This is a genomic window from Anabaena azotica SJ-1 (genome assembly GCF_047275885.1).
Classification (GTDB): domain Bacteria; phylum Cyanobacteriota; class Cyanobacteriia; order Cyanobacteriales; family Nostocaceae; genus Trichormus_B; species Trichormus_B azotica_A.
In genome coordinates this window covers 2,378,855-2,399,326 of record NZ_CP178454.1, presented here as the reverse complement: position 1 = coordinate 2,399,326, position 20,472 = coordinate 2,378,855, and the positions used below count along the sequence as shown (strand labels likewise).

Genomic DNA, 20,472 nt, shown 5'->3' with positions numbered 1-20,472 from the left:
AATTAACAGTATTTTTCATGCTGATTAATAGTTTCCCTTCTTACCACAACATAGCACTAACTCTTAATAGGGAGAATTGTTATGGCATCAAGCCCCTAAATGTAAATAGATGTTTAGGCTTCAATAAGACTGCCGTGACGACCTTGCATGAGGCATTGTCTGTGATTTCTTTAAAAGCTAATGCTTGGATTAGTTCATTAGCTGAAGTTAAAATGCCCGAATTATTGATTGAGGAAAGTAAGCAACAGCAAGCCACTAAAATACTAGATATGCAGTGGACTTCACCACGAAAGCAGATGAACGTATTTTTACTCCAAAATCAAAATACTCATCTACTTGGGTCAATAGCTATTCTCCATCCTTCTGGATATCCTTATACCCAATACAATTTGATGGAAATGTTAGATACGGTAAACGACCGTTTTCTAATAAGTAATGATTTTGATTTGGGGGTAGAGATTGAAGATGTGGGATATGGATATCTTGATAAAACAGATAAAATATCTGTTTTCGGGTCAGTGGAGAAAATTGTCACAGCTTACGCTCCAATAACAACAACAATAAACGTATTAGGAAATAATCAAGGAAGTGAAGAAATGTTAGCCCAAAGATTTTTAACATCTATGTTCCAAATTGCAGAAGGAACTCTAAAACCAGGGTTTACATCTGGAGGGGTAAGCTACAATTACAACCAGGCTAATGACACGATGGACGGTAGCTTTACAATCCCAGTAACGCCAATAGTTAACACTCAAACGGGGATAGTTTCTTACGTGGCTAAGGATGCTTTTAACCCTCCCAGTAGCGGTGGTGGTTCTACTCCCCAGAACACACCCCCAACTAATATAAATTTGTCTAATAGCACTATTGACGAAAATTTAGCACCCGGTTCTACTGTGGGTGTGTTTAGTGCTACGGGCGGTTATGGTTCTAATAGTTTCACCTATAGCCTGGTTTCTGGTACTGGTGATACTGATAATGCGGCTTTCACTATTACAGTTAATGCCTTAACTATCAACAACTCTCCTGATTATGAAACTAAATCTAATTATTCCATTCGGGTACGAGTTACCGATGGGAATAATTTGAGTTATGCCAAACAATTTAGTATTACAGTTAATGATGTGAATGAAACTATAATTTCACCCATAATCAAAATTTCTGGTGATATTAATGGACTAATTACTACTGGCACTAGACAGGATATTACAATTACCAATAATGGAGCAATAACAGACGAAAATGGGATTACTTTTAACGACAATTCGATATTAATAGAAAGCCCGTCTACGGGGATTGACTTAAATTCTGATTTTAAAATTCAGTTTCAGTTCAAAACCACCCTTACCGATATAGTTTCTTCAACAACAATCTTCGACTTTAGGCAATCGGATCAATTTACTACCCCTAGAATCAGCCTGGGATTAAACCCTGACACATTTGAACTAGAAATGAGGGCTATAATAGATTTTGAGATTTTGAGATTGCCAATCACTTCCGATACTTTATTGGACTGTAGTTTTGAGAGAATTGCAGGAAATAATAAATTAACAATAAATGGAATAGAAAGTAATGTTTATTTCTATAACAACGATTTCTGGGATACGCCAATAATTACCGTGGGGAATAATATTGGTGGGAATTCGCCTTTAACCGAATCCACAATAAACAATATAGAATTGACGATTTTTTGATGTTTTCATTATCCATCTATAGCATGGATGGATAATTTCTACAGGGATAAAATAATGACCAAATATGGATGGGTTGCACCCGCATTCAATAAAGGAAGGGAAGCTAAAAATAATGCAGATAAAATATTAAATCCTGTCCCGCCTCAACCGGGATTAAAACCTGTAGGAGGTGATTTCTATGCGACACCTCCAACACCTCAAGAACCAAATTACGATGATATTTTCTCCGACACTCCTATCGGATTTGATTTTGATATTGTCAAAGATGGGTGTAATTTTGGCGTTCAAATAACAGGTTCAATCGCATTCATCAAATTACCCTCCTTCCAATTTGTCTGGAGAGATCCAAAATGTAACCCAAGAGAAGAACCATTTGAATTACCGGAGGCTGTTGCAGTACCCTCTGAATCAAATAAATATTGGAAATTAAAATACACGCCATATTTGGCTACCTGTCGTGAGGTTAATCCCAGTCGCTACCCAGAACTAATAATTGATGGCTACGGATATAACTTTCGGAACAACAACCTTCAAAATTCGGAAGCAAAGTTTTTGCTTGTGGTGGACATATTAATAGTAGAAGGTGAAGTTAGGCAACAATTTGTTGGAGGCATAGGGACGATATTCTACTGGAGAGGTTCGATTACTTATAGAGCTAAAAAGCAAGATTATTTAGCTAATTTTCAATACGAAGGAATCGAATACAACATTTTCGGGAATGCTTTATGGAGCAAGCGAACTGAGGTGATAGTAAGGGATGAAACAGTAGAAGGCGTTTATAAAGCTATTAGAACAGATTCAGGTTGGGACGTTTCTAACTTAGGAGGAGATGATGATGATTACTTGAGAGGAATTCCAGGGATACAAAATTGGGATTTTTATGAAATAAATCCAGTGGGTGAAATTGACCCTGATGAATTAGAACAAGCAATTGTATCTTTAAACAATGAAAAGAGAAAATTCAGGGAAATCCTTTTCTACGATATATTTAGTAATCCGACTTGGACACCACAGAAAGGGTTGCAAGGATTAAAATATAAATATATTGATGGGGATGAAAATATAAATTATGCCAATCCTTTTATATACAAAACTATTCGAGCAGGGGGAGAAACTTATATTTATTTGAGTGATGGAGTCCTAAATAAATCGAACATTCCTCAGATAAACTTTGAAATAGATTTCGATTGCGACGTACCCAAACCACCTGCACCATTACCACCAATGAAAAAAGATTGCTGTGAAGAGATATTAGCCCGATTAGCGTTGCTTATTAAGCGAGTCGGCGATTTACCTGCATTCGTACCAGATAATTTTACTAATTCTCCACCCCAAAGAAGTAGAAAAAACTCTCTAGCTGAATTGATTATTTGGAATGCAAAACAGCTTGAATCTATCAGTGGAAAGTACCCCTTAGAAATCAAAATTCAAGATTCTGACCCCGAAACAAAGGGGAATCAAGAAAAGGTTATATCTTTACCAAATCAAGCTGAATTATTAGCAGATATTTATCAAGCCGTATTACTTTCTAAACAGATAAACGAGGCGTTGCTACCTATTGCGCTCAAAACACTAGTAGAGACAGGTTCTATTAAACTTACTGCACTGGCCACTCATGATTTAGCTTTTGGAAATGCAGATTTCCTCGGCTGGGATATAGCCCATACAAAGGACAAGGTGAAGTTCTCATTCAACCCCACAGGCAACCCCAACGACCCTATGAGCAAGTTGCTTGAACCCACCGAAGTGGAAGTCAAAGGTTACGAGAATAAGGACAAAAAAGACTTTAGAACCTGGGTAGTGCCTTTATTGCGGATGGCATCAGCATGGATGGCGCAAAATTTTAGAAAAGTACCTGATGCGGATTCGCTGAAGGCTACTTTGGGTAAGACTCCAGACGGAATTATTGAGGATGCCGAAATAAATAAGCCAGAAGAGGAAGATTTTGATGTCTTCGTTAATAATGTGGAGTTGGGCTTCATCTCCGAAGCTGGCATTACCGATACTCTCAACCCCTACGGACAGCCGTTTGATGAACGTCCCAAGATTAGAGAATTTGGAGGTGGTGACGCGGTGACTGATTAGTTAATGAGAATTTTTGATACTTTTAAAAATGTGATAGCTCTTGGGGAAATAAGGCGATCGCACTTTAAAAATATTGTTTTTTGAGTAGTTGATGAGTAGAAAAAATTTGTGTAGAGGCTAAAGTCACAGCAGAGAAGTATTTAGTGTTTTAGTATCGGAAAATAAGTTTTCAGTAGATCAACATAATTAAAAACCGCAAATCCTTACTATACAAGGATTATAAAATGTGTATCTTAATAGTAAAATAGTCAAAAACGTATTTGCAGGAAATATGACCAATCAATCTACTATCCCGGTAATTGTCAACGGTGCAGCTGGCAAAATGGGACGTGAAGTAATTAAAGCAATTGCTCAAGCACCGGATATGATTTTAATGGGCGCTCTTGATACTTCACCGGAACATCAAGACAAAGATGCAGGAGAATTAGCCGGTTTAAGCGAACCCTTGGAAGTTCCAATTACCAATCAGTTAGAGCCAATGTTGGGCTATGTAGCAGGAGAACGACAGCTACAACCAGGGGTAATAGTAGACTTTACCCATCCAGACTCAGTTTATGACAATGTACGCAGTGCGATCGCCTATGGCATTCGTCCAGTGGTGGGAACAACTGGTTTAAGTCCTGAACAACTGAAAAATTTAGCCGATTTTGCCGAAAAAGCTAGCACAGGCTGTTTAATAATTCCTAACTTCTCCATCGGTATGGTATTACTACAACAAGCCGCAGTCACAGCATCCCAATACTTTGATCATGTAGAAATTATTGAACTGCATCACAACCAAAAAGCCGACGCACCAAGTGGTACAGCTATTCAAACAGCCCAATTATTAGCCGAAATGGGTAAAACCTTTAACCCACCCCAAGTAGAAGAAACAGAGAAACTACCAGGAGCAAGAGGCTCTTTAGCCGACGAAGGGATTAGAATTCATAGTATACGCCTACCAGGATTAATTGCCCACCAGGAGGTAATATTTGGCGCAGCAGGACAAATTTATACCTTACGCCATGATACAAGCGATCGCTCCTGCTATATGGCTGGAGTCTTACTAGCAATTCGCAAAATCAACCAGCTAAAGTCATTAGTATATGGACTAGAAAAAATTCTATGACAGGCAAGAGGCAAAAGGCAAAAGGCAAAAGGCATAAGATAAATATTGCACCCTCCTCTCATCCTCTGTTACCTGTCACCTGTCACCTCTTCCTCCTAAACTCCTAAATCATGCTTGTTCCCCTCACTCGCCAAAAATTTGAACAAATTATCCCCCTCATAGCCAGTGGGCCGCAGTACAAATACTACTGGGGAAAATTTAGCAATGTGTTACAGCGAATATTAATTTCTGTAGTGACTGTAGTTGTAATTTTTCTAGTAAAAATCTTGTTCAAACTAGACTTTGGGCTGATTTTTGTATTTGGTGTATTTGGCGCTTTTTTTTGGTTGTGGTATCCCGTATTTCAAGCCAGTATCCGTAATGCAAAATGCCGCCGTTACAAGTACAGCGGCTTTTTCCGAGGAAGAGTCTTAGATTGGTGGATTACAGACAAGTTGACAGGTAAACAAGAAACCGTCAACAACAAAGGTGAGTTGGTAATTATTGAAAATCGCGAAAAACGAATTAACTTAGAAGTAGGCGACGATACAGGCTTTAGAATCGAGTTTGATGCACCATTGCGTCCTGCTCACAAAGCGATCGCACGTGGTCAAATCGCAGAAATGATCCTCATGTCAAGTCGCCCAGATTTAAGCAGCATCGAAGAATTTAGCAATATTTACATCCCCAGTCGTAACCTCTGGGTGAGCGACTATCCATTATTGCGACAGGATTTATTTAACGAAGTCAGTCTCCGCTTACGAGAAAACCAACAGGAAAAACCTCGTCGTCGCCGTCCAGAACGACAAAAGTATCAAAGAGAAGATGATTATTAGGGAACAGGTGACAGGTGACAGTGAAGGAGGAAGAATTAATTGTTCTCCCCCAAACCCACAATTTAATTCCCCCCATTCCTATCTTGACCATAAGCTTGCCAAGCTAAATCAACCAAACCATCAACAATTGCAGCAGCCACAACTGCATTACCCTTGCGGCTATCAATAGTAATATAAGGTACTAAAGATTCTTGCAAACGTTCTTTATCAGCATCCACATTCACAAATCCGGCTGGAGTAGCAATTATCAAAGCTGGTCGAATTTCCTCAGCTTCAATTAAATCTACAAGTGCTGTTAGGGCAGTTTGAGCTTGACCAACCACAAAGATTCCCTCTGGATAACGCTTCGCCAGGGTTTCAATCCCCCAAGCAGAACGAGTTTTTTCTTTCTGCGGACGAGTCAAAGCTTCCATGCTGCAATACACAGGATTTGCAAAGGTATTTTGAATGTCGTAGGCGATACCTACCTGTACCATTGGCACATCTACCACAATGGTAGTCCGTGCTGCTAGTGCAGCTGCTCCTGCTTGTAAAGCGTGTTCCGAAAAACGGATCAAAGACTTATATTCAAAATCAGATGTGGCGTATATTACTCGCCGGACTATCTCATACTCTGCTGGGGAAAAGACATGATCGCCAATTTCACCATCAATGATTGCCAAGCTTTGAGCATCAGTTACGTGCCATTCCATCGCTGTTAAGCTTCTCACATATCAGCTTTCAGCTTATCATCAGAAGGCAAAATTGACACATTTGGCGTTGGTATCCTACACCTATTGTCCTTTCATATTCCTACTGAGCCGCAAACTCTACTAATATTTGTTCTGCTTTTTGGCATAATGTCTCATGATCTTGAGAACTACTAGCCAGCAAACCCCCCCATTGATTGATGTCACCAGTGTTATATTCTAAGGGCTTACCATCAAAATGAGTAAATTTACCACCAGCTTCTGTTAAAATTAGTTCAGGAGCCGCCATATCCCAATCTTTGGGTGCAGACTTACCAGAAAGAGAAATGTAAATATCAGCTTGTTGTTCAACAATAGCAGTAACTTTACAGCCTACACTCCCAATTGCTTTTTGTTTTTGACAGGGTAAATTTTGGAGTAAATATTCTAATCTTTCGTTACGGTGGGAACGACTGACAACCAAGGTTAAATCTTCCATAGATTTGTCAGCAGGAACTTTCAAAGGCAAAGAACCATTAACGGTTTCCACAAAAGTACCACCGCCTTTTGTCGCATAATATAATTTCTCCGCTTCTGGTATTGCCACCACTGCTAAAATTGGCCGTGTGCCTTGAACTAAAGCAATGTGAATTGCATATTCTCCAGTTTTATCAATAAAGTCTCGTGTACCATCCAATGGATCAATTATCCATACCAAATCGGCAGAATTTTTACCATGTTGGGTTTTATAAGTTTCTTCACTGATATAACCAAATTCTTCATTACCGAAAGCTGCCTGTAGCTGGGATAAAATATATTGACTAACAGCTACATCAGCCACAGTTACAGGCTCATTTTGCTTATATTGTACGTTTAAATTTGGATCTGGGGCTGTTCCTTGATAATAAGACCGCAGTAACTTAGCTGCACCCCAACCCACTTCACGAGTAATTTTTAGTATTTCTTGTAAATCCTTCATCAATTTATTCCTAAAAACTATGGATCACTGCTATCTGAAATCTATCCTACTCAAGGGTAGTTTAAACCTTCTTGTGTTGGGCAGGACTTACGCAACTGGCATATTAGTAGGGTGCGTCAGACTTCATAAATCCTGCAAATAAACAGATATTTGATATCTAACACACCATAAAATAGATGTTTGGTGTGATACTTGCCTAAGTCCTATTGGGAAAAGCCGCTGGTCATTAAGTATTTAATATTAGTATCAACTTTCCCCTTTTAGCAATGTTTAAGCACCACCTGAATAAACACAAGCTGCGTCTGATTGTATTAGGCTTGGCATCTGCATTATTAATAGCGATCGCTTCTACAGCTACTAGTATATATTTTTACGGTAGCACAAAGAGTAATTTTCAAGCAGATGCGGCAATTGTTCTGGGTGCAGCAGTTTGGGGAGACAAACCATCTCCAGTTTTTAGAGAACGGATCAACCACGCTATAAATTTATATCAAAATGGGGATGTCAGCACTCTTATTTTTACTGGTGGAGTAGGTACTAGTGATGAACTAGCAGAAGCGATAGTTGGTAAACGCTATGCTGTCAGTAAAGGAGTAAAAGCATCTCATATTCTTCTAGAAACCACATCTCGAACAACTTATCAGAATTTGCAAAATGCTTCAGAAATAGCTGCTGCTTACCCATTAAAAAAGTTTCTCATTGTTAGTGATCCATTACATTTAAAACGTTCTGTTTTAATGGCTAGAAATTTAGGATTAGATGCACACCCATCTCCTACACCCACTACCCGCTACCAAAGTTTAAATAGTCAGTTACCTTTTTTGATGAGAGAAACTTATTTCTACTTTATTTATTTGATATTTAAAATCTAATTTAACTTTGCATCCAACGGCGTGTACCAAAAAATTGACAAGATTTACCCGCAATATTGCTGGCTAATGCTAGTGCATCTGTAAAGCTTGTTTGTAAAATATAATGACAAAAAGCGCCATGAAAAATATCTCCTGCACCTAATGTATCAACGGCTTGAATTTTATCAACATTTATCAAACCTCTTTTTTCATAACTTAAATATTCTATTGGTTGTTCTCCTTGGGTAATGGCAATGTGAGGAATATTATAAGTTTGCAGATAGTTAAAAACATCTTCTGCATTTTTGCAGTTAGGAGGATAAAAATTAGTCGAACAAATGGCATAATCTACAAAAGGCAAAATTTCTTCAAATCCTGGTTTCCAGCTACCACCATCAATAACGACTGGGATAGCCTGAGTTTTAGCCTTTTGAGCAATTATTTTACTTACTGCCATTTGATGTCCATCAATTAAAACAATATCAATGTTTTCTAATATATCTGTGGTAATAGCACTAATATTAGCTTGTGTTTTCACCGCATTAATAGAAATTACTGCCCTTTCTCCTGTACCTTGAGTGACAATAATTGAAGATACTGGTGGTGATGTTTGTTTAGTGCAATCTAAGTCAACAATTGTAATTTGGTAATTTTCTAAATCTGTAGTAATTAATTGTGTCATGGGATGTAAACCCAGCACACCTAAAAGTTGCGATTGATTACCTAAGTAACTAAACGTAACAGATGCGTTGGTTGCTGGGCCACCTGCTGCTACAGTATAATCAGTAGCAACTAGTTTTTGATTATTCGTTGGTGGTGATTGGGCAAGGTAGATTAAGTCTAAGGTAATTAAACCTACAAATAATGCAGATTTGTTCATTGGTAATTAGTTAAACAGATTAGATGAATTATATAGCAGGGAACAGGGAACAGGGAACAGAGTTGAAAGTCTTTTAGTGTATGGATTTGTGACGTTAATTGTGTATTTCATTCAAGTGCATACCGCTATAGAATATTTTATGAATCAAGTTACCCATGACAATGATTTTTATGCTTGGACACAAGAACAAGCACACCTGCTGAGAACTGCACAATTTCATCAAATTGATTTTGCTCACATTGCAGAAGAATTGGAAGACATGGGACGTTCTGAAAAACGCGAGTTAGAAAGCAGATTAGAAGTATTAATTATGCGCCTACTCAAATGGCAATTTCAGCCTAATTTACGTTCTCGTAGTTGGCAATTAACTATCAAAGAACAACGTTTACGGTTAGAAAAACTACTGAAAGAAAACCCCAGCCTTAACTCCTATTTAGCAGATTCTTTAGAAAAAAATTATCAACTTGCTATTATTAGCGCCGAACGAGAAACAGGATTGTCTTCATTTCCTGAAACTTGTCCTTACAGCTTAACAGAAATCTTTACAATAGAATTTTTACCCACTGGTATATAATAAACATTATACTAGAATAGTAAAAATTGTTTTCTGTTTGGAGGGGAATAAATTATGTTCAAAAACATGGCCATGGATGCACTGGGTTTGAGTGATATTGGTGCTGTAATTAGACCCGAAGATTATAATAAGGTTGATAGTGATGATTATGTAATGCATGAAGAGGGTGAAAAAATCTATTTTCTGATTAAATCAAAAACGGATGAATACTGTTTTACTAATTTAGCTTTGATTCATCTTGATGGCAGTTCTGCGGTGAGCAAAAAACGCTTACTGAAAAGGTTTAGTTATAGTCACCACATTATTAAAGATGTGAAATTAGAAACCGCTGGAACGATAGATATGGATATCGAAATCAAGTTAATAATGGGTGATCAATCCTATTCTATTGATGTTGCTAAAACTTATATTGCACCCTTGAAAGACTTGTACAAAGCTTTACTAAAAATTTCATCTATTCAACGGGAAAACTCCCTCTATCACCAATATGCTCAAACTAGCTTAAGTACAGCAGCCAGCACAGTCAGTCGTTCTACAAATACATCTAGTTCTGAAGAACAGTTTAAGGCTATTAACTGGTATGCGTTTAATTGGTTAAAGTATGCTCATGAAACTTATGTACGTAAGGATTTTGGTGAGATTTTTGAGAAGTTTATTAACAACTAATTGATATACAGCAGAATTGAGGAGTCAGAAGTAAAAATCTCTTGCTATCTAGTACAGGTTAGCGTAAATAAACCTACCATTCTCAATCGCTAAAAAGCTTACTCCATAATACTTTTGACTTTTGACTTTTGACTTTTGACTTCCGCCTTGCGGTACTAGGTTTAGATTTAGATTCTGTACCTCCTTGTTCTGCAATCGGCTGTATATTGTAAAATGTAAAATATTTTTATGCAAACTGAACCAAAACCAGGGACACTATATATTGTCGGTACACCGATTGGTAATCTGGAAGATATGACTTTTCGGGCTGTACGAATTTTACAAGCGGTGGATATGATTGCGGCAGAAGATACAAGACATACGGGAAAATTGCTGCAACATTTTCAAGTGAAGACTCCCCAAATGAGTTATCATGAACATAACAGTAGTAGTCGCATTCCTGAAGTGTTGGAATATTTGCAATTTGGAAAAGCGATCGCACTGGTAAGTGATGCGGGAATGCCAGGAATTTCTGACCCTGGGTATGAACTGGTAAAAGCTTGTGTTGATGCAGGAATCACTGTAGTTCCTATTCCTGGTGCAAGTGCTGTAATTACTGCTTTAAGTGCGGCTGGACTACCAACGGATAGGTTTATTTTTGATGGGTTTTTACCCGCTAAGAGTCAACAGCGACGGGAATATTTAGAATTATTATTACCGGAATCGCGGACGTTGGTTTTTTATGAATCTCCCCACAGGTTGCGGGATACATTACAAGATTTGGCAGATATTTTGGGGAGCGATCGCACAATAGTTATAGCACGGGAGCTAACTAAATTATATGAAGAATTTTGGCGGGGGACAATAGCCGATGCGATCGCCCATTACCAGCAAAAAGAACCCCAAGGCGAGTATACCCTGTTAGTTGCCGGAATTCCACCCAGTAAACCCCAACTCACAGAAGCAGAACTCAAAGCCGAATTAATCCAAATCATGAAACAGGGAATTTCCCGTTCCCAAGCCAGCAGACAATTAGCAAAAGATACATTAATTTCCCGTCGTCAATTATATCAGTTAGCCCTGACCATTGACTTAGATTCTGAATCTCTCATGACCTCAGAAGTAAGAATTCAGGAGTCAGGAGTCGAGAGTCAGAATGTTTGAGAAATGGGTTAATTATCAAAAATCCAATAGGTATTGTTGGCGTTAGCCTGAAAAAGCTGAATGCTTACCCTCCGAATAAAAAAAGAACCAGGGAGAAGAAAATATCTAAACTGTTGGATTGAGAACATCCACTGCAAAATTATTACGAATCAACTAGATTAAATACAAATAAGCCCAATTAAATATCTAAAAATCCTAAATCTCAAACTTGCAAGCTATTAAGCTTAAGAGCAGATGGTTTTGCTCAGTTTGAGGCTAATATTACAATGGAGATTATTGAGAAATTGAGGACAGACTCAGAATGACCCAAGTGGTTCTAGGAGAAAACGAAGGAATAGATTCAGCCCTGCGTCGGTTTAAACGCCAAGTGTCCAAAGCTGGAATTTTGGCCGACGTTAAGTATCATCGTCACTTTGAAACCCCCCTGGAAAAGCGCAAACGTAAAGCAGTCGCAGCTAGACGGAAACGTCGTTTTTAATAAACCTATTCGGGTTGGTATTGGCATTGCTTGAAAAAATTAATTGCCACAAGCAAAATTGCTTTACCATTTTCTTAGAAAAAATTAGCCAGCTGCGACGCACTCCTTATTGGGGTGTAATATTGTTTTTAAGTTTGTGCGAAAGCCTCGAAACTTGGTTAGATGGAACAAGCGAAAATCGCTATCCATCAACCAAAATCAAGCCGCTGGCAAACAAGAAATTAAGCTTAATCAACAGACCAGCTATTACAACGATTCATAGCCTTTTCTACTCCCTGTTTTAAGGTGAGTTCTACACACTCAACCACAAACTCCAGCACCAAAGTCATTGATTTAGTTTCCGCCGCCGAAAACCGTCCCAACACATGGGAAACAGTCTCGGTATTATCTTCATTAGCTGCACCCTTGGGTTTACCAATACCAATTCTTAACCGAGGGAAGTTTTGCCCACTTAAATGTGAGATAATGCTTTTCATGCCGTTATGTCCACCAGCTGAACCAGACAAACGCAAGCGAGTTTTCCCCAAAGGCAAATCCATATCATCATAAATCACCAGAACCGACTCCGGCGGTGATTTATACCAACTTGTTACCGCTTGCACTGACTGTCCTGAACGATTCATATAAGTTAGCGGCTTCAAAAGACGAATTTTACCGCCACCAGGTGCAGTCCCTTCGCCAAACTGTCCTTGAAATTTACGATTTTCTGCCAGTGGAATTTGCCAAGCGCGAGAAAGGGCATCTATAGCTGCAAAACCAATATTATGGCGAGTTTGGTCATACTTAGGTTCGGGATTCCCCAACCCGACAATTAACTGAGGAATCACCAAAGCCGCTTGGGTAATAGCTTCTGTCATCCGATTTTGGAATTTGGAATTTGGAATTTGGATTGACCCTACGGATAAATCCGGAGGCTTTTACCACCAAGGAATTATTGGTAATGTCCGCCATACAGTATTTTCCTAGCTGGTGGGAGTAGAACCAGCATTATCTGGCTGGGCTTTAGCAGATTCAATTTGCTTAGGTTCAATTTCAGCTGTAGTTTTTACAGCTTGTTCTATTTGTTCTGCTTCCCGTTTAAACTCATTTTGAAATTCATTAGAAGCTTCTTGGAAACTGCGAATGGTTTTACCCAAACTCCGACCAATTTCTGGTAGTTTCTTGGGTCCAAAGATTAATAGCGCCACTACCATAATTACAGCCATTTCTGGCAGACCGATACCAAATATATTCATTTCAACCCGCCTTGAAACTTGACGTTACATCCGTAGTTTAATCAATTATTAGGCTTGATTTTGTGATGACAACTGACAACAATCAAAAACCCGGACAAGCCGGGTCTATGGTAACTTGTGATCCAAGTTATGATGGCTGTATAGCAATTAGCCGCCTAGACTGCGCCAATCAACAAGCACATCCTGAATTAACAGTGACTTATTGTAAACTTGCAGAATAATTAGCAAAAACACGAAAAATAAGCCCATAAAAACACCCATTACAGGTGTTGTACCCCAACCTGGAGATACTTTACCATACTCAGCATTTAAGGGTCTGAGGATATCTCCCAACCTAGTCCGTTGTGCCATAGTTCACCTAAGATCAGTTGCCAAAGCTTTTTTAATCTTCTTTTACATTCCCAAACCCTTACAGGGCTTGGATTTTTGGATGGAATCTACCTCTTTCGGGTTGCCCCAATAACAGGTTTTAGGATTCTGATTTATCCGTTCTATATACTACCATTTACTTCGTACCCACCTACCTGAGATATCATGACTTCTGCTATTTAGTTTAAGTTTTGTAATATTCTATAAACATAGCTCTCATAATATAACTCTAAATTTATGGACTTAGAACCCGGTTTAGTGCTTGGTGTTTCCTTTTGTGCGATTCTAATTGCAATTACGGGCATGGCAGTTTATACATCTTTTGGACCTCCAAGTAAAGAGTTAAGCGATCCTTTTGAAGATCACGATGATTAGAAACGTTTATTAATTTGATATTATGGTGGGCATTGCCCACCCTTCGGGAAGTCAAAAGAGTTAAAAATTTTTTGTCTGATAGCGTGGCGTGGCGTAAGCCATATCAGGATTTACAGGATTTAAGGATGTACAGGATTGTATTGAATGATTGTTTGTTGGGAGTTGCGGATTTTTCGAGGATGTTTTTACATGATTGGTTTTGAATGATTATAAACCATCTCAAAATTACCATCCTGAAAATCCTCAAATCCTGGCTATCCTGATATGGCTTACGCCACGCTACGCTATCAGACAACATTATATTTTTGATCTGATCTCAAAACTCCCAATTTTCCAAGGTGCGATTTTTTCAACTTCTTCATTTACCTTCTTTTCTAATAAGTCAACTGCTTCTCCTAACCTAAATACATCACTTTCTAAACCTAAATCTGCTGTTTTCCCGTGACATTCATAAAAACGGATGATGAATTTTTGCTGATGATCTTCACTGGGTTTTAAAGCCATTACAATTAAATTATCTGCTGATAACTTGAGAAAACTTTGATTTTGAGAAATGCTAATTTCCGATGTTTGAATTTCTGGATTTACTAACACCTGTAATGGTGTATTCAACTCATAACCTCTTTTAACTGTATCTGCTTCTTCCCAACTCCCGATATGAGGGTATAAAGCATAGGTAAATTCGTGTATTCCTCTATCAGCTTGAGAGTCTGGCCAGTGGGAACTTCTCAGCAGTGTTAAACGGAGTTGATTGGTTTTTGCATCGTAACCATATTTACAATCATTCAGGAGGCTACAACCGTATTTTCCGGTTTCTGTGTCTGCGGTTAAATCTGCCCATTTTAAAGCTGGTACTTCCCATTTAGCTTTTTCTGTGGGTGTTTGGGGATTTGTAGAACGACGAATAGCACCACAGGGAATTTCATAAGTGGCAAATTCGGCTTCGATGTTGAGAGGGAATGCTGTTTTAACTAATACGTGATTTTCTTGCCAATTTACAGTAGTATTAATTTTCAAAAGAGGTGAACCGATTTGTAAAACATAATCTTGAGAAAATTCTGATTTTCCCAGTTGACGCACTACTCGCAAACGTTGTTGTATTTCTCCATGTTCTAGCCATTGAATTGATTTTAATTTGGTGGGAGGTAGGGGTTTTGTATTATAATCAGGGTCGATATTCCAAGCGTCCCAATATTGTCCACTATCTGCAAAAGCTTGAAGTTGATTTCCTGCACCGTTGAGAATTTCCCGTTGTTGGGTTTTATCAAAGACGCTTTCTAAGTCTCCGGTTTCGGGGTTGATTTTAATTTGCAGATATTCGTTTTCTAATTTCCAGTTTTGGGGAAGTTGAGAATTTTCGATGTTGGGATTTTCAGATGTTGGACAAAGCCAATATATTTGATATCCTATTGATGGAATGGTTGCGAGAAATAATAGAGAGTTTTCGCTTTGTTGGGAGAGAAGTTGGTTTCCGTCAAAGTCGTAAATTTTCCATGTTGGGTTAATGTTACCCTCAGAATGGAATTCTGGGGCTACACAAACAAAGTCCACCTTCGCGGACTGGGATTCTGTTATGATGTTAGGTAGAGTAACGCTGACGACTTCGCAACGTTGCCAATTGAGAGAGTTAAAAATTATGATGGGTATGCTGTTGGGTTGGGGTGGTTGTGGTAAATTGATGTGAGATGCGATCGCTCTCAAGGATTCATCTAATATCTTCGTTCCCACCTGTTCCACTTGCTGCCATTCCGGTAAAGCGTCCTGGTAAACTTGAGTAATGGAAGAACCGGGGAGAATATCGTGAAACTGATTAAATAAAACTTGCTTCCAAGCGGTTTCTATTTCCGCGTGGGGATAGGTTACACCACAGGTAACAGTTGCGAGAGTTGCGAATAACTCAGCTTGATATAATAGATGTTCAGATTTGCGATTCCAGCGTTTTTGGTCTGCGTGGGTAGTATAACAACCGCGATGAAATTCTAGATAAAGTTCATCTTCCCATATTGGCAAATTTTGGGGCAAATCTTCAGATTGAGACTTTATGTGCTGTAAATAATGTTCTGCTGTTGTAAATTCCAACTTAGGAAAAACAGGAGAATGTTCCCAACGTCTGGCTATTTCCAACATATCACGAGTTGGACCACCGCCATGATCACCGACACCGGGAAGCCAAAGAACATCTTGTAAACCGGTTTGAGTTTCCCAATCACAGACATAATTTGCCATTTTAATCGGGTCAATAGTTTCCCCGATAGGTGCAGACATATAACTTAATATTTGACTACCATCAAGCGATCGCCACCAAAATAAACCATAATCAAACTTATTCGTATCATTCCAGCGTAGCTTTTGGGTGACAAAAAACTCAATTCCCGCATTTGCGAAAAACTGAGGTAAAGTCGCACAGAAACCAAAAGTATCAGGAACCCAAACTATCGGTGATATTTTCCCGAACTTCTCCAAAAAATAACGCTGACCATACAATAACTGACGAACAATAGACTCACCAGAAATCAAATTCAAATCTGGTTCAACCCAAAAACCACCCAAAACTTCCCACCATCCCAACCTTACCTGATTTTGAACTTCTGCAAATAAATCAGGACGATGTTTTTCAACCCAAGCAAACAAAGCAGGAGTCGTATGACAAAAGATTAATTCAGAGAAATCTTGTTGTAACCTTAAAACCGACTCAAAAGTATTTTGTGCAGCATTCCAAGTTTCAGCAACAGGCCATAACCACGCCAAATCCAAATGAGAATGACCCAACAAATAGACCTTAGACTTTAGATTTGGGACTTTAGATTGAACTAAAAGCTGACGAAGTTGAAAAATAAAACTCCTCCAACCTTCTTCTTTCTCTTCCTTCGCGTCCTTTGCGTCTTCGCGGTTCATTAACTCTTCAATCCCCGCAACCAAACCAGCTAACTTATCAGGTGCAAACCTTGCCAAAAATATTTGCACAACAGCCAACTCATCAGCCACAAACCCAGCATCAGGAAGATTATAATCAGTTGACTCATAAATTACAAGCGATCGCATCAACGCCCCATCACAATGACCAGGACTCACCAACCGCACAGCAACAACAAACTCATCCCCAGGTGCAACCCCTTGACTTAAAAGCACCCGTGGGGAAGAATCAAATAAATCACCCGTCAATACCAACTTACCATTAACATAAACCTCCGCCGCATCAGCCCACCAAACCAAAGCCAACCGCAAAGATAAACCAGCCAAAACATAACCCTGTAGACTTTGGGGAACAACCAACCTTTGCTGCAACCACAGCACCTGTTTTCCCCCTGTCCAAGCAATATGTGCCTTCTCATTTAGATTTACAGGTTTCCAATCAGACAAATGCGAATTGATAACTTCAGTAATTCCCCAGTCCGCTTGCTGATACAACCAAGAAGACAGTACATTAATTTGACAGCAAGAACGCAATTTTGCAATTGCTTGTGATATAGATTCAGTATGGGATAGAGATAAAGGAAAAGTCATAAGTAATAAAAATTAACAGTTAAAAATTAACACTTAAACAAGAGAAATCAAAAAAGATTTTTATGAACATTAGGTGAGAAATTGAGATTGTCTAAATTAAACGTAATTGAGCTTATTTTCCGTTATGATGATGGCACTGACTAAAGATAAATAACAGTTTTGTGGGAGTCTCAAAACTTAATCACACTCAAACTAACAAATCTCTACCATGTCTTCTGGTTCCTCTAGTCGTTATCAAAGTAAAGTCTTTAACTTTATCAACCAGCATTCTCAGCGGTTGACTCAACAGTGGGAAAACACCATCCGACATTTACAAATTGCTACTAAATGGAGTGTGGAGGCGCTACTTTACCCACTTTACCAAATCTTTCAGCCAGATGAACTTGAGGGAAAAAGGCTACAAACCAAAGCTAATCAACCTCAACCACAGTTACAACCAGAAACTCCCCCACCTGCTGATGCACCTATTCAGCACATACTAGAGTTAATTAAAAATCTACCATCTGCGGCTGCTTCTGATTCACAAACTTCACAAAATGTCAACCCTTTAGCTTTCTTGGGTAATACCATGCGGGAAGTCGCTACCCGTTTAGGGTGGGGAAAAGCTGTTAAAAATCAGCCGGATATTGAATCTTCCATTACTCAATCTCCACAGCCAGAAAACACCCTCCTCTACCATTTACCAACGGTACAGGGAATTGCGGTCAAATTGGACAATCGTCATTTGATACTGGTGAGTGAAGATAACAGAATTTTTGATGTTTTGACGATTCAACAACAAGTAAAAATAGCAGATAAAATTAATAGTGAAGTCGCTGAATATTGGCATTCTTACAAGTTAGTCCAAGCCAAAAAAGAACAAGAATTATTACCAGAAATTGATCGCATCTTAACCAAACTAACTGGTAATACCAATCCTGGTGTGGCAGATTTTACGGAAAGCATATTTCCAGAAAAAATACAATCTTATCCTAGTAAATTTTTGTCATTTCTCGATACAGCTTTAGCTAATTTAGAAACCAAAGCTATTGTACCAGTACAACAACGCAGTCAAGAAATTATTCAACTAGCTCAAATTCAATTAGATATATTTATTTATGGTAAAGAACAAAGAGAAGCTAGAAGAGATATTACAGTTAAAGCCGATGATTTAGAAAATCCAAGTTTAGATATTTCCGCATTAATTGAAGCTGCAATCAATTACTTCTTTGGTGGTCGAAAAATTCCCAAGATTGCCGAAAATGAAACATTCCCAAAACTACCAACCAACCCAGTAAATCAATTTGTTAAAAATAATCAATTACAGGAATCAGATTTAATTGCAGATTCGTGGCTAACTTGGGGTGATTTATTTGGGGATTTAGAAATTAACGCTGATGATTCAAATCAGGATTTTACAGCTAATGCAGTTACATCAGGAGGGCGTTTATTTAAACGTAAGCAATCAGCAAAACAAACTAATTCTTCTCATGTCGAAAACCAGAGAGAAACGGAAAAATATCAAAATCAATTACAACCAGATTGGATAGAAACAACTGCCACATTTTTAGGTTATGAACAGCACCCCTTAGAGCAAATTTTAGCATGGTTAGATCATGTGATGCTCTGGATAGAAATGATATTTATGAACATGATTTATTTCTTTAAAGGATTGTTACAAGTGTAAGAATTCAGAAGTCAGGAGTCAGGAGTTCAGGAGTATGGCTAACGCCACGCTTCGCTATCAGGAGTTCAGGAGTATGGCTAACGCCACGCTTCGCTATCAGGAGTTCAGGAGGATAAGAAGAAAATATTTCCCCCATCTCCCCTGCCCCTCTGCTCCCCTGCTTCTTCTTCCTGTCAACTGTCACCTGTCACCTAAATTAAGCTACACAAATTCCATACTGGGGTAGCAAATCGTGAATGATGTAAAATTGATGTGCTTGTAAAGCATCGTGAAATAGTTTCCAATTGCTGGCTAAAAAACTGGGATGATAAGGGAAAATTTCATTATCTTTGTCAACGCGGTTTTCAGTTCCCAAAGCTTGGTATTTCCAGGAATCTTGACCTTTAGGAATATAGCTAATATTAGCCTCACCAAAACTAAATTTACCCTGGGAAATAGCATCTAACCATTTCTGATGACGTATACTACCTTGAATATCCTGAATATTCTCCAGCATAAACGCAATTAGACTTTTATCTAGTTCTGGTAAACCTGGAACAACAGCATCTGGATCACCTTTTAAATAACGCTGCATAGCCTTACACATATTATCAGCAGCATCCAGAAAATCTTTAGGATTATTACGGCTAATTTTCTCACCTCGACCGTTGATATAACCCCAACGTAAAAACGGTCTATCAGGATGACTCAAAACCGCACCATGTCCCAACGGTAAAGCTTCACTGACAAAATAATTCTTCAATCTATCCATCAAATTCCGATCTGGTTGGTCATTTTCATCCAGCAACTTCTTCGCTTCATTAACCCGATGATTCACACCAGCAAAACCTTGATGCGCCCAAGTATCAACATAGACGTGCATTGTAATACCCAGACGATGTAAACTGTAAGCACTTTCACGGCGTTGGATACACTCCCGCACCATTTGCTGCGCGACATCACTATTAGGACGACAAATTAATTTTTCAATAAACTTTCCTTCCGGGTCTTCACCTGCTTTTTTTCCACCATTTCCTGGTAAAAAATGAAAAGGAATCCAAACTTGGTAATTTGCTAACTCCTGAAAATTGCGATAATCTAGCATTTTATGAGCCGAACTGATGCGGGTAAACATCGCACCATTATCGAATTTTATTAAACCGCTATTAATAGCATCATCTACATATTGGGCGCAGTAAGCGACAATACTAGCATCTTCATGTTCAAAACCAGCTAGTCGCGCTACAACGTAGGTGACACCATGATGAAAGTCTATTTGCATCTTGAGTCGGTTATGAGTTGGTGAATTTACGTATAGACTACAACAATTTGGGCGCTATTGCATAATTTTTTACCTGATAGCGGTTCTCAAATTGTCACATCTGTTTGGTAAACTTTAGTAA

19 protein-coding genes are annotated in these 20,472 nt (G+C 38.7%); 11 read left to right on the top strand and 8 right to left on the bottom strand.

The window, feature by feature from the left end; genetic code table 11:
• Positions 1–17: 17 nt before the first annotated feature.
• From ACLLO5_RS10525 to ACLLO5_RS10510, 4 genes are all read left to right on the top strand, one after another.
• Positions 18–1,694: a cadherin repeat domain-containing protein gene (locus tag ACLLO5_RS10525; protein WP_413175388.1), complete on the top strand. Its 1,677-nt coding sequence runs from the start codon at positions 18–20 to the stop codon at positions 1,692–1,694.
• 54 nt (positions 1,695–1,748) lie between these two features.
• On the top strand, positions 1,749–3,779 hold the full coding sequence (locus tag ACLLO5_RS10520; RefSeq protein ID WP_413175387.1) for a hypothetical protein: 2,031 nt from the start codon (positions 1,749–1,751) through the stop codon (positions 3,777–3,779).
• A 271-nt stretch (positions 3,780–4,050) separates the two neighbouring features.
• Positions 4,051–4,887 carry a 4-hydroxy-tetrahydrodipicolinate reductase gene (dapB, locus tag ACLLO5_RS10515; RefSeq protein ID WP_413175386.1) on the top strand — a complete coding sequence of 279 codons (837 nt, stop codon included), beginning with the start codon at positions 4,051–4,053 and terminating at the stop codon, positions 4,885–4,887.
• A 110-nt stretch (positions 4,888–4,997) separates the two neighbouring features.
• A complete protein-coding gene (locus tag ACLLO5_RS10510) occupies positions 4,998–5,702 on the top strand; it encodes a phosphate ABC transporter permease (RefSeq protein WP_413175385.1) in 705 nt (234 codons plus the stop codon).
• A gap of 62 nt (positions 5,703–5,764) precedes the next feature.
• Here the strand turns inward: ACLLO5_RS10510 and ACLLO5_RS10505 are convergent, their stop codons facing one another.
• Both ACLLO5_RS10505 and ACLLO5_RS10500 read right to left on the bottom strand, forming a co-directional pair.
• Complete coding sequence (locus ACLLO5_RS10505; RefSeq protein WP_413176059.1) at positions 5,765–6,394, bottom strand: precorrin-8X methylmutase; 630 nt, start codon at positions 6,392–6,394, stop codon at positions 5,765–5,767.
• Positions 6,395–6,494: 100 nt separating this feature from the next.
• A complete protein-coding gene (locus ACLLO5_RS10500) occupies positions 6,495–7,349 on the bottom strand; it encodes a 3'(2'),5'-bisphosphate nucleotidase CysQ family protein (protein WP_413175384.1) in 855 nt (284 codons plus the stop codon).
• A gap of 266 nt (positions 7,350–7,615) precedes the next feature.
• On the opposite strand from ACLLO5_RS10500, the gene ACLLO5_RS10495 reads away from it, so the two are divergent.
• Positions 7,616–8,221, top strand: coding sequence for a YdcF family protein (locus ACLLO5_RS10495; RefSeq protein WP_413175383.1), 606 nt, complete (start codon positions 7,616–7,618; stop codon positions 8,219–8,221).
• 1 nt (position 8,222) lies between these two features.
• Here the strand turns inward: ACLLO5_RS10495 and ACLLO5_RS10490 are convergent, their stop codons facing one another.
• Complete coding sequence (locus ACLLO5_RS10490; RefSeq protein WP_413175382.1) at positions 8,223–9,080, bottom strand: sugar kinase; 858 nt, start codon at positions 9,078–9,080, stop codon at positions 8,223–8,225.
• Positions 9,081–9,219: 139 nt separating this feature from the next.
• Here ACLLO5_RS10490 and ACLLO5_RS10485 point away from each other — a divergent pair, with 139 nt between their 5' ends.
• The 4 genes from ACLLO5_RS10485 (at position 9,220) to rpsU (ending at position 11,941) form a co-directional block, all read left to right on the top strand.
• On the top strand, positions 9,220–9,654 hold the full coding sequence (locus ACLLO5_RS10485; RefSeq protein ID WP_413175381.1) for a DUF29 domain-containing protein: 435 nt from the start codon (positions 9,220–9,222) through the stop codon (positions 9,652–9,654).
• A 54-nt stretch (positions 9,655–9,708) separates the two neighbouring features.
• Positions 9,709–10,320 (top strand): PH domain-containing protein, encoded by a 612-nt coding sequence (locus ACLLO5_RS10480; protein ID WP_413175380.1) that lies wholly within the window; start codon positions 9,709–9,711, stop codon positions 10,318–10,320.
• Between the two features lie 228 nt (positions 10,321–10,548).
• Positions 10,549–11,463: a 16S rRNA (cytidine(1402)-2'-O)-methyltransferase gene (rsmI, locus tag ACLLO5_RS10475; RefSeq protein WP_413175379.1), complete on the top strand. Its 915-nt coding sequence runs from the start codon at positions 10,549–10,551 to the stop codon at positions 11,461–11,463.
• Between the two features lie 301 nt (positions 11,464–11,764).
• Positions 11,765–11,941, top strand: a complete 177-nt coding sequence (gene rpsU, locus ACLLO5_RS10470) for a 30S ribosomal protein S21 (RefSeq protein WP_013191026.1) — start codon at positions 11,765–11,767, stop codon at positions 11,939–11,941.
• Positions 11,942–12,168: 227 nt separating this feature from the next.
• Here rpsU and pth read toward each other — a convergent pair whose 3' ends face one another.
• The 3 genes from pth to psbH form a co-directional block, all read right to left on the bottom strand.
• The gene (pth, locus tag ACLLO5_RS10465; protein WP_413175378.1) at positions 12,169–12,798 is read right to left on the bottom strand and encodes an aminoacyl-tRNA hydrolase; all 630 of its coding nucleotides are present in this window, start codon (positions 12,796–12,798) and stop codon (positions 12,169–12,171) included.
• A 105-nt stretch (positions 12,799–12,903) separates the two neighbouring features.
• The gene (locus ACLLO5_RS10460; protein ID WP_413175377.1) at positions 12,904–13,176 is read right to left on the bottom strand and encodes a TatA/E family twin arginine-targeting protein translocase; all 273 of its coding nucleotides are present in this window, start codon (positions 13,174–13,176) and stop codon (positions 12,904–12,906) included.
• A 147-nt stretch (positions 13,177–13,323) separates the two neighbouring features.
• The gene (gene psbH / locus ACLLO5_RS10455) at positions 13,324–13,527 is read right to left on the bottom strand and encodes a photosystem II reaction center phosphoprotein PsbH (protein WP_413175376.1); all 204 of its coding nucleotides are present in this window, start codon (positions 13,525–13,527) and stop codon (positions 13,324–13,326) included.
• A gap of 255 nt (positions 13,528–13,782) precedes the next feature.
• On the opposite strand from psbH, the gene psbN reads away from it, so the two are divergent.
• The gene (psbN, locus tag ACLLO5_RS10450; protein ID WP_413175375.1) at positions 13,783–13,920 is read left to right on the top strand and encodes a photosystem II reaction center protein PsbN; all 138 of its coding nucleotides are present in this window, start codon (positions 13,783–13,785) and stop codon (positions 13,918–13,920) included.
• Positions 13,921–14,217: 297 nt separating this feature from the next.
• Here the strand turns inward: psbN and ACLLO5_RS10445 are convergent, their stop codons facing one another.
• Positions 14,218–17,424: an alpha-mannosidase gene (locus tag ACLLO5_RS10445; RefSeq protein WP_413175374.1), complete on the bottom strand. Its 3,207-nt coding sequence runs from the start codon at positions 17,422–17,424 to the stop codon at positions 14,218–14,220.
• 208 nt (positions 17,425–17,632) lie between these two features.
• Here ACLLO5_RS10445 and ACLLO5_RS10440 point away from each other — a divergent pair, with 208 nt between their 5' ends.
• A complete protein-coding gene (locus ACLLO5_RS10440) occupies positions 17,633–19,090 on the top strand; it encodes a hypothetical protein (RefSeq protein ID WP_413175373.1) in 1,458 nt (485 codons plus the stop codon).
• A gap of 196 nt (positions 19,091–19,286) precedes the next feature.
• Here the strand turns inward: ACLLO5_RS10440 and ACLLO5_RS10435 are convergent, their stop codons facing one another.
• Positions 19,287–20,351 (bottom strand): DUF6765 family protein, encoded by a 1,065-nt coding sequence (locus ACLLO5_RS10435; protein ID WP_413175372.1) that lies wholly within the window; start codon positions 20,349–20,351, stop codon positions 19,287–19,289.
• Positions 20,352–20,472 lie beyond the last annotated feature (121 nt).

Coding starts and splice junctions, on each gene's coding strand:
- ACLLO5_RS10525 (WP_413175388.1), top strand. CDS start 18: ATGCTGATTAATAGTTTCCCTTCTTACCACAACATAGCACTAACTCTT.
- ACLLO5_RS10520 (WP_413175387.1), top strand. CDS start 1,749: ATGACCAAATATGGATGGGTTGCACCCGCATTCAATAAAGGAAGGGAA.
- dapB (WP_413175386.1), top strand. CDS start 4,051: ATGACCAATCAATCTACTATCCCGGTAATTGTCAACGGTGCAGCTGGC.
- ACLLO5_RS10510 (WP_413175385.1), top strand. CDS start 4,998: ATGCTTGTTCCCCTCACTCGCCAAAAATTTGAACAAATTATCCCCCTC.
- ACLLO5_RS10505 (WP_413176059.1), bottom strand. CDS start 6,394: ATGGAATGGCACGTAACTGATGCTCAAAGCTTGGCAATCATTGATGGT.
- ACLLO5_RS10500 (WP_413175384.1), bottom strand. CDS start 7,349: ATGAAGGATTTACAAGAAATACTAAAAATTACTCGTGAAGTGGGTTGG.
- ACLLO5_RS10495 (WP_413175383.1), top strand. CDS start 7,616: ATGTTTAAGCACCACCTGAATAAACACAAGCTGCGTCTGATTGTATTA.
- ACLLO5_RS10490 (WP_413175382.1), bottom strand. CDS start 9,080: ATGAACAAATCTGCATTATTTGTAGGTTTAATTACCTTAGACTTAATC.
- ACLLO5_RS10485 (WP_413175381.1), top strand. CDS start 9,220: ATGAATCAAGTTACCCATGACAATGATTTTTATGCTTGGACACAAGAA.
- ACLLO5_RS10480 (WP_413175380.1), top strand. CDS start 9,709: ATGTTCAAAAACATGGCCATGGATGCACTGGGTTTGAGTGATATTGGT.
- rsmI (WP_413175379.1), top strand. CDS start 10,549: ATGCAAACTGAACCAAAACCAGGGACACTATATATTGTCGGTACACCG.
- rpsU (WP_013191026.1), top strand. CDS start 11,765: ATGACCCAAGTGGTTCTAGGAGAAAACGAAGGAATAGATTCAGCCCTG.
- pth (WP_413175378.1), bottom strand. CDS start 12,798: ATGACAGAAGCTATTACCCAAGCGGCTTTGGTGATTCCTCAGTTAATT.
- ACLLO5_RS10460 (WP_413175377.1), bottom strand. CDS start 13,176: ATGAATATATTTGGTATCGGTCTGCCAGAAATGGCTGTAATTATGGTA.
- psbH (WP_413175376.1), bottom strand. CDS start 13,527: ATGGCACAACGGACTAGGTTGGGAGATATCCTCAGACCCTTAAATGCT.
- psbN (WP_413175375.1), top strand. CDS start 13,783: ATGGACTTAGAACCCGGTTTAGTGCTTGGTGTTTCCTTTTGTGCGATT.
- ACLLO5_RS10445 (WP_413175374.1), bottom strand. CDS start 17,424: ATGACTTTTCCTTTATCTCTATCCCATACTGAATCTATATCACAAGCA.
- ACLLO5_RS10440 (WP_413175373.1), top strand. CDS start 17,633: ATGTCTTCTGGTTCCTCTAGTCGTTATCAAAGTAAAGTCTTTAACTTT.
- ACLLO5_RS10435 (WP_413175372.1), bottom strand. CDS start 20,351: ATGCAAATAGACTTTCATCATGGTGTCACCTACGTTGTAGCGCGACTA.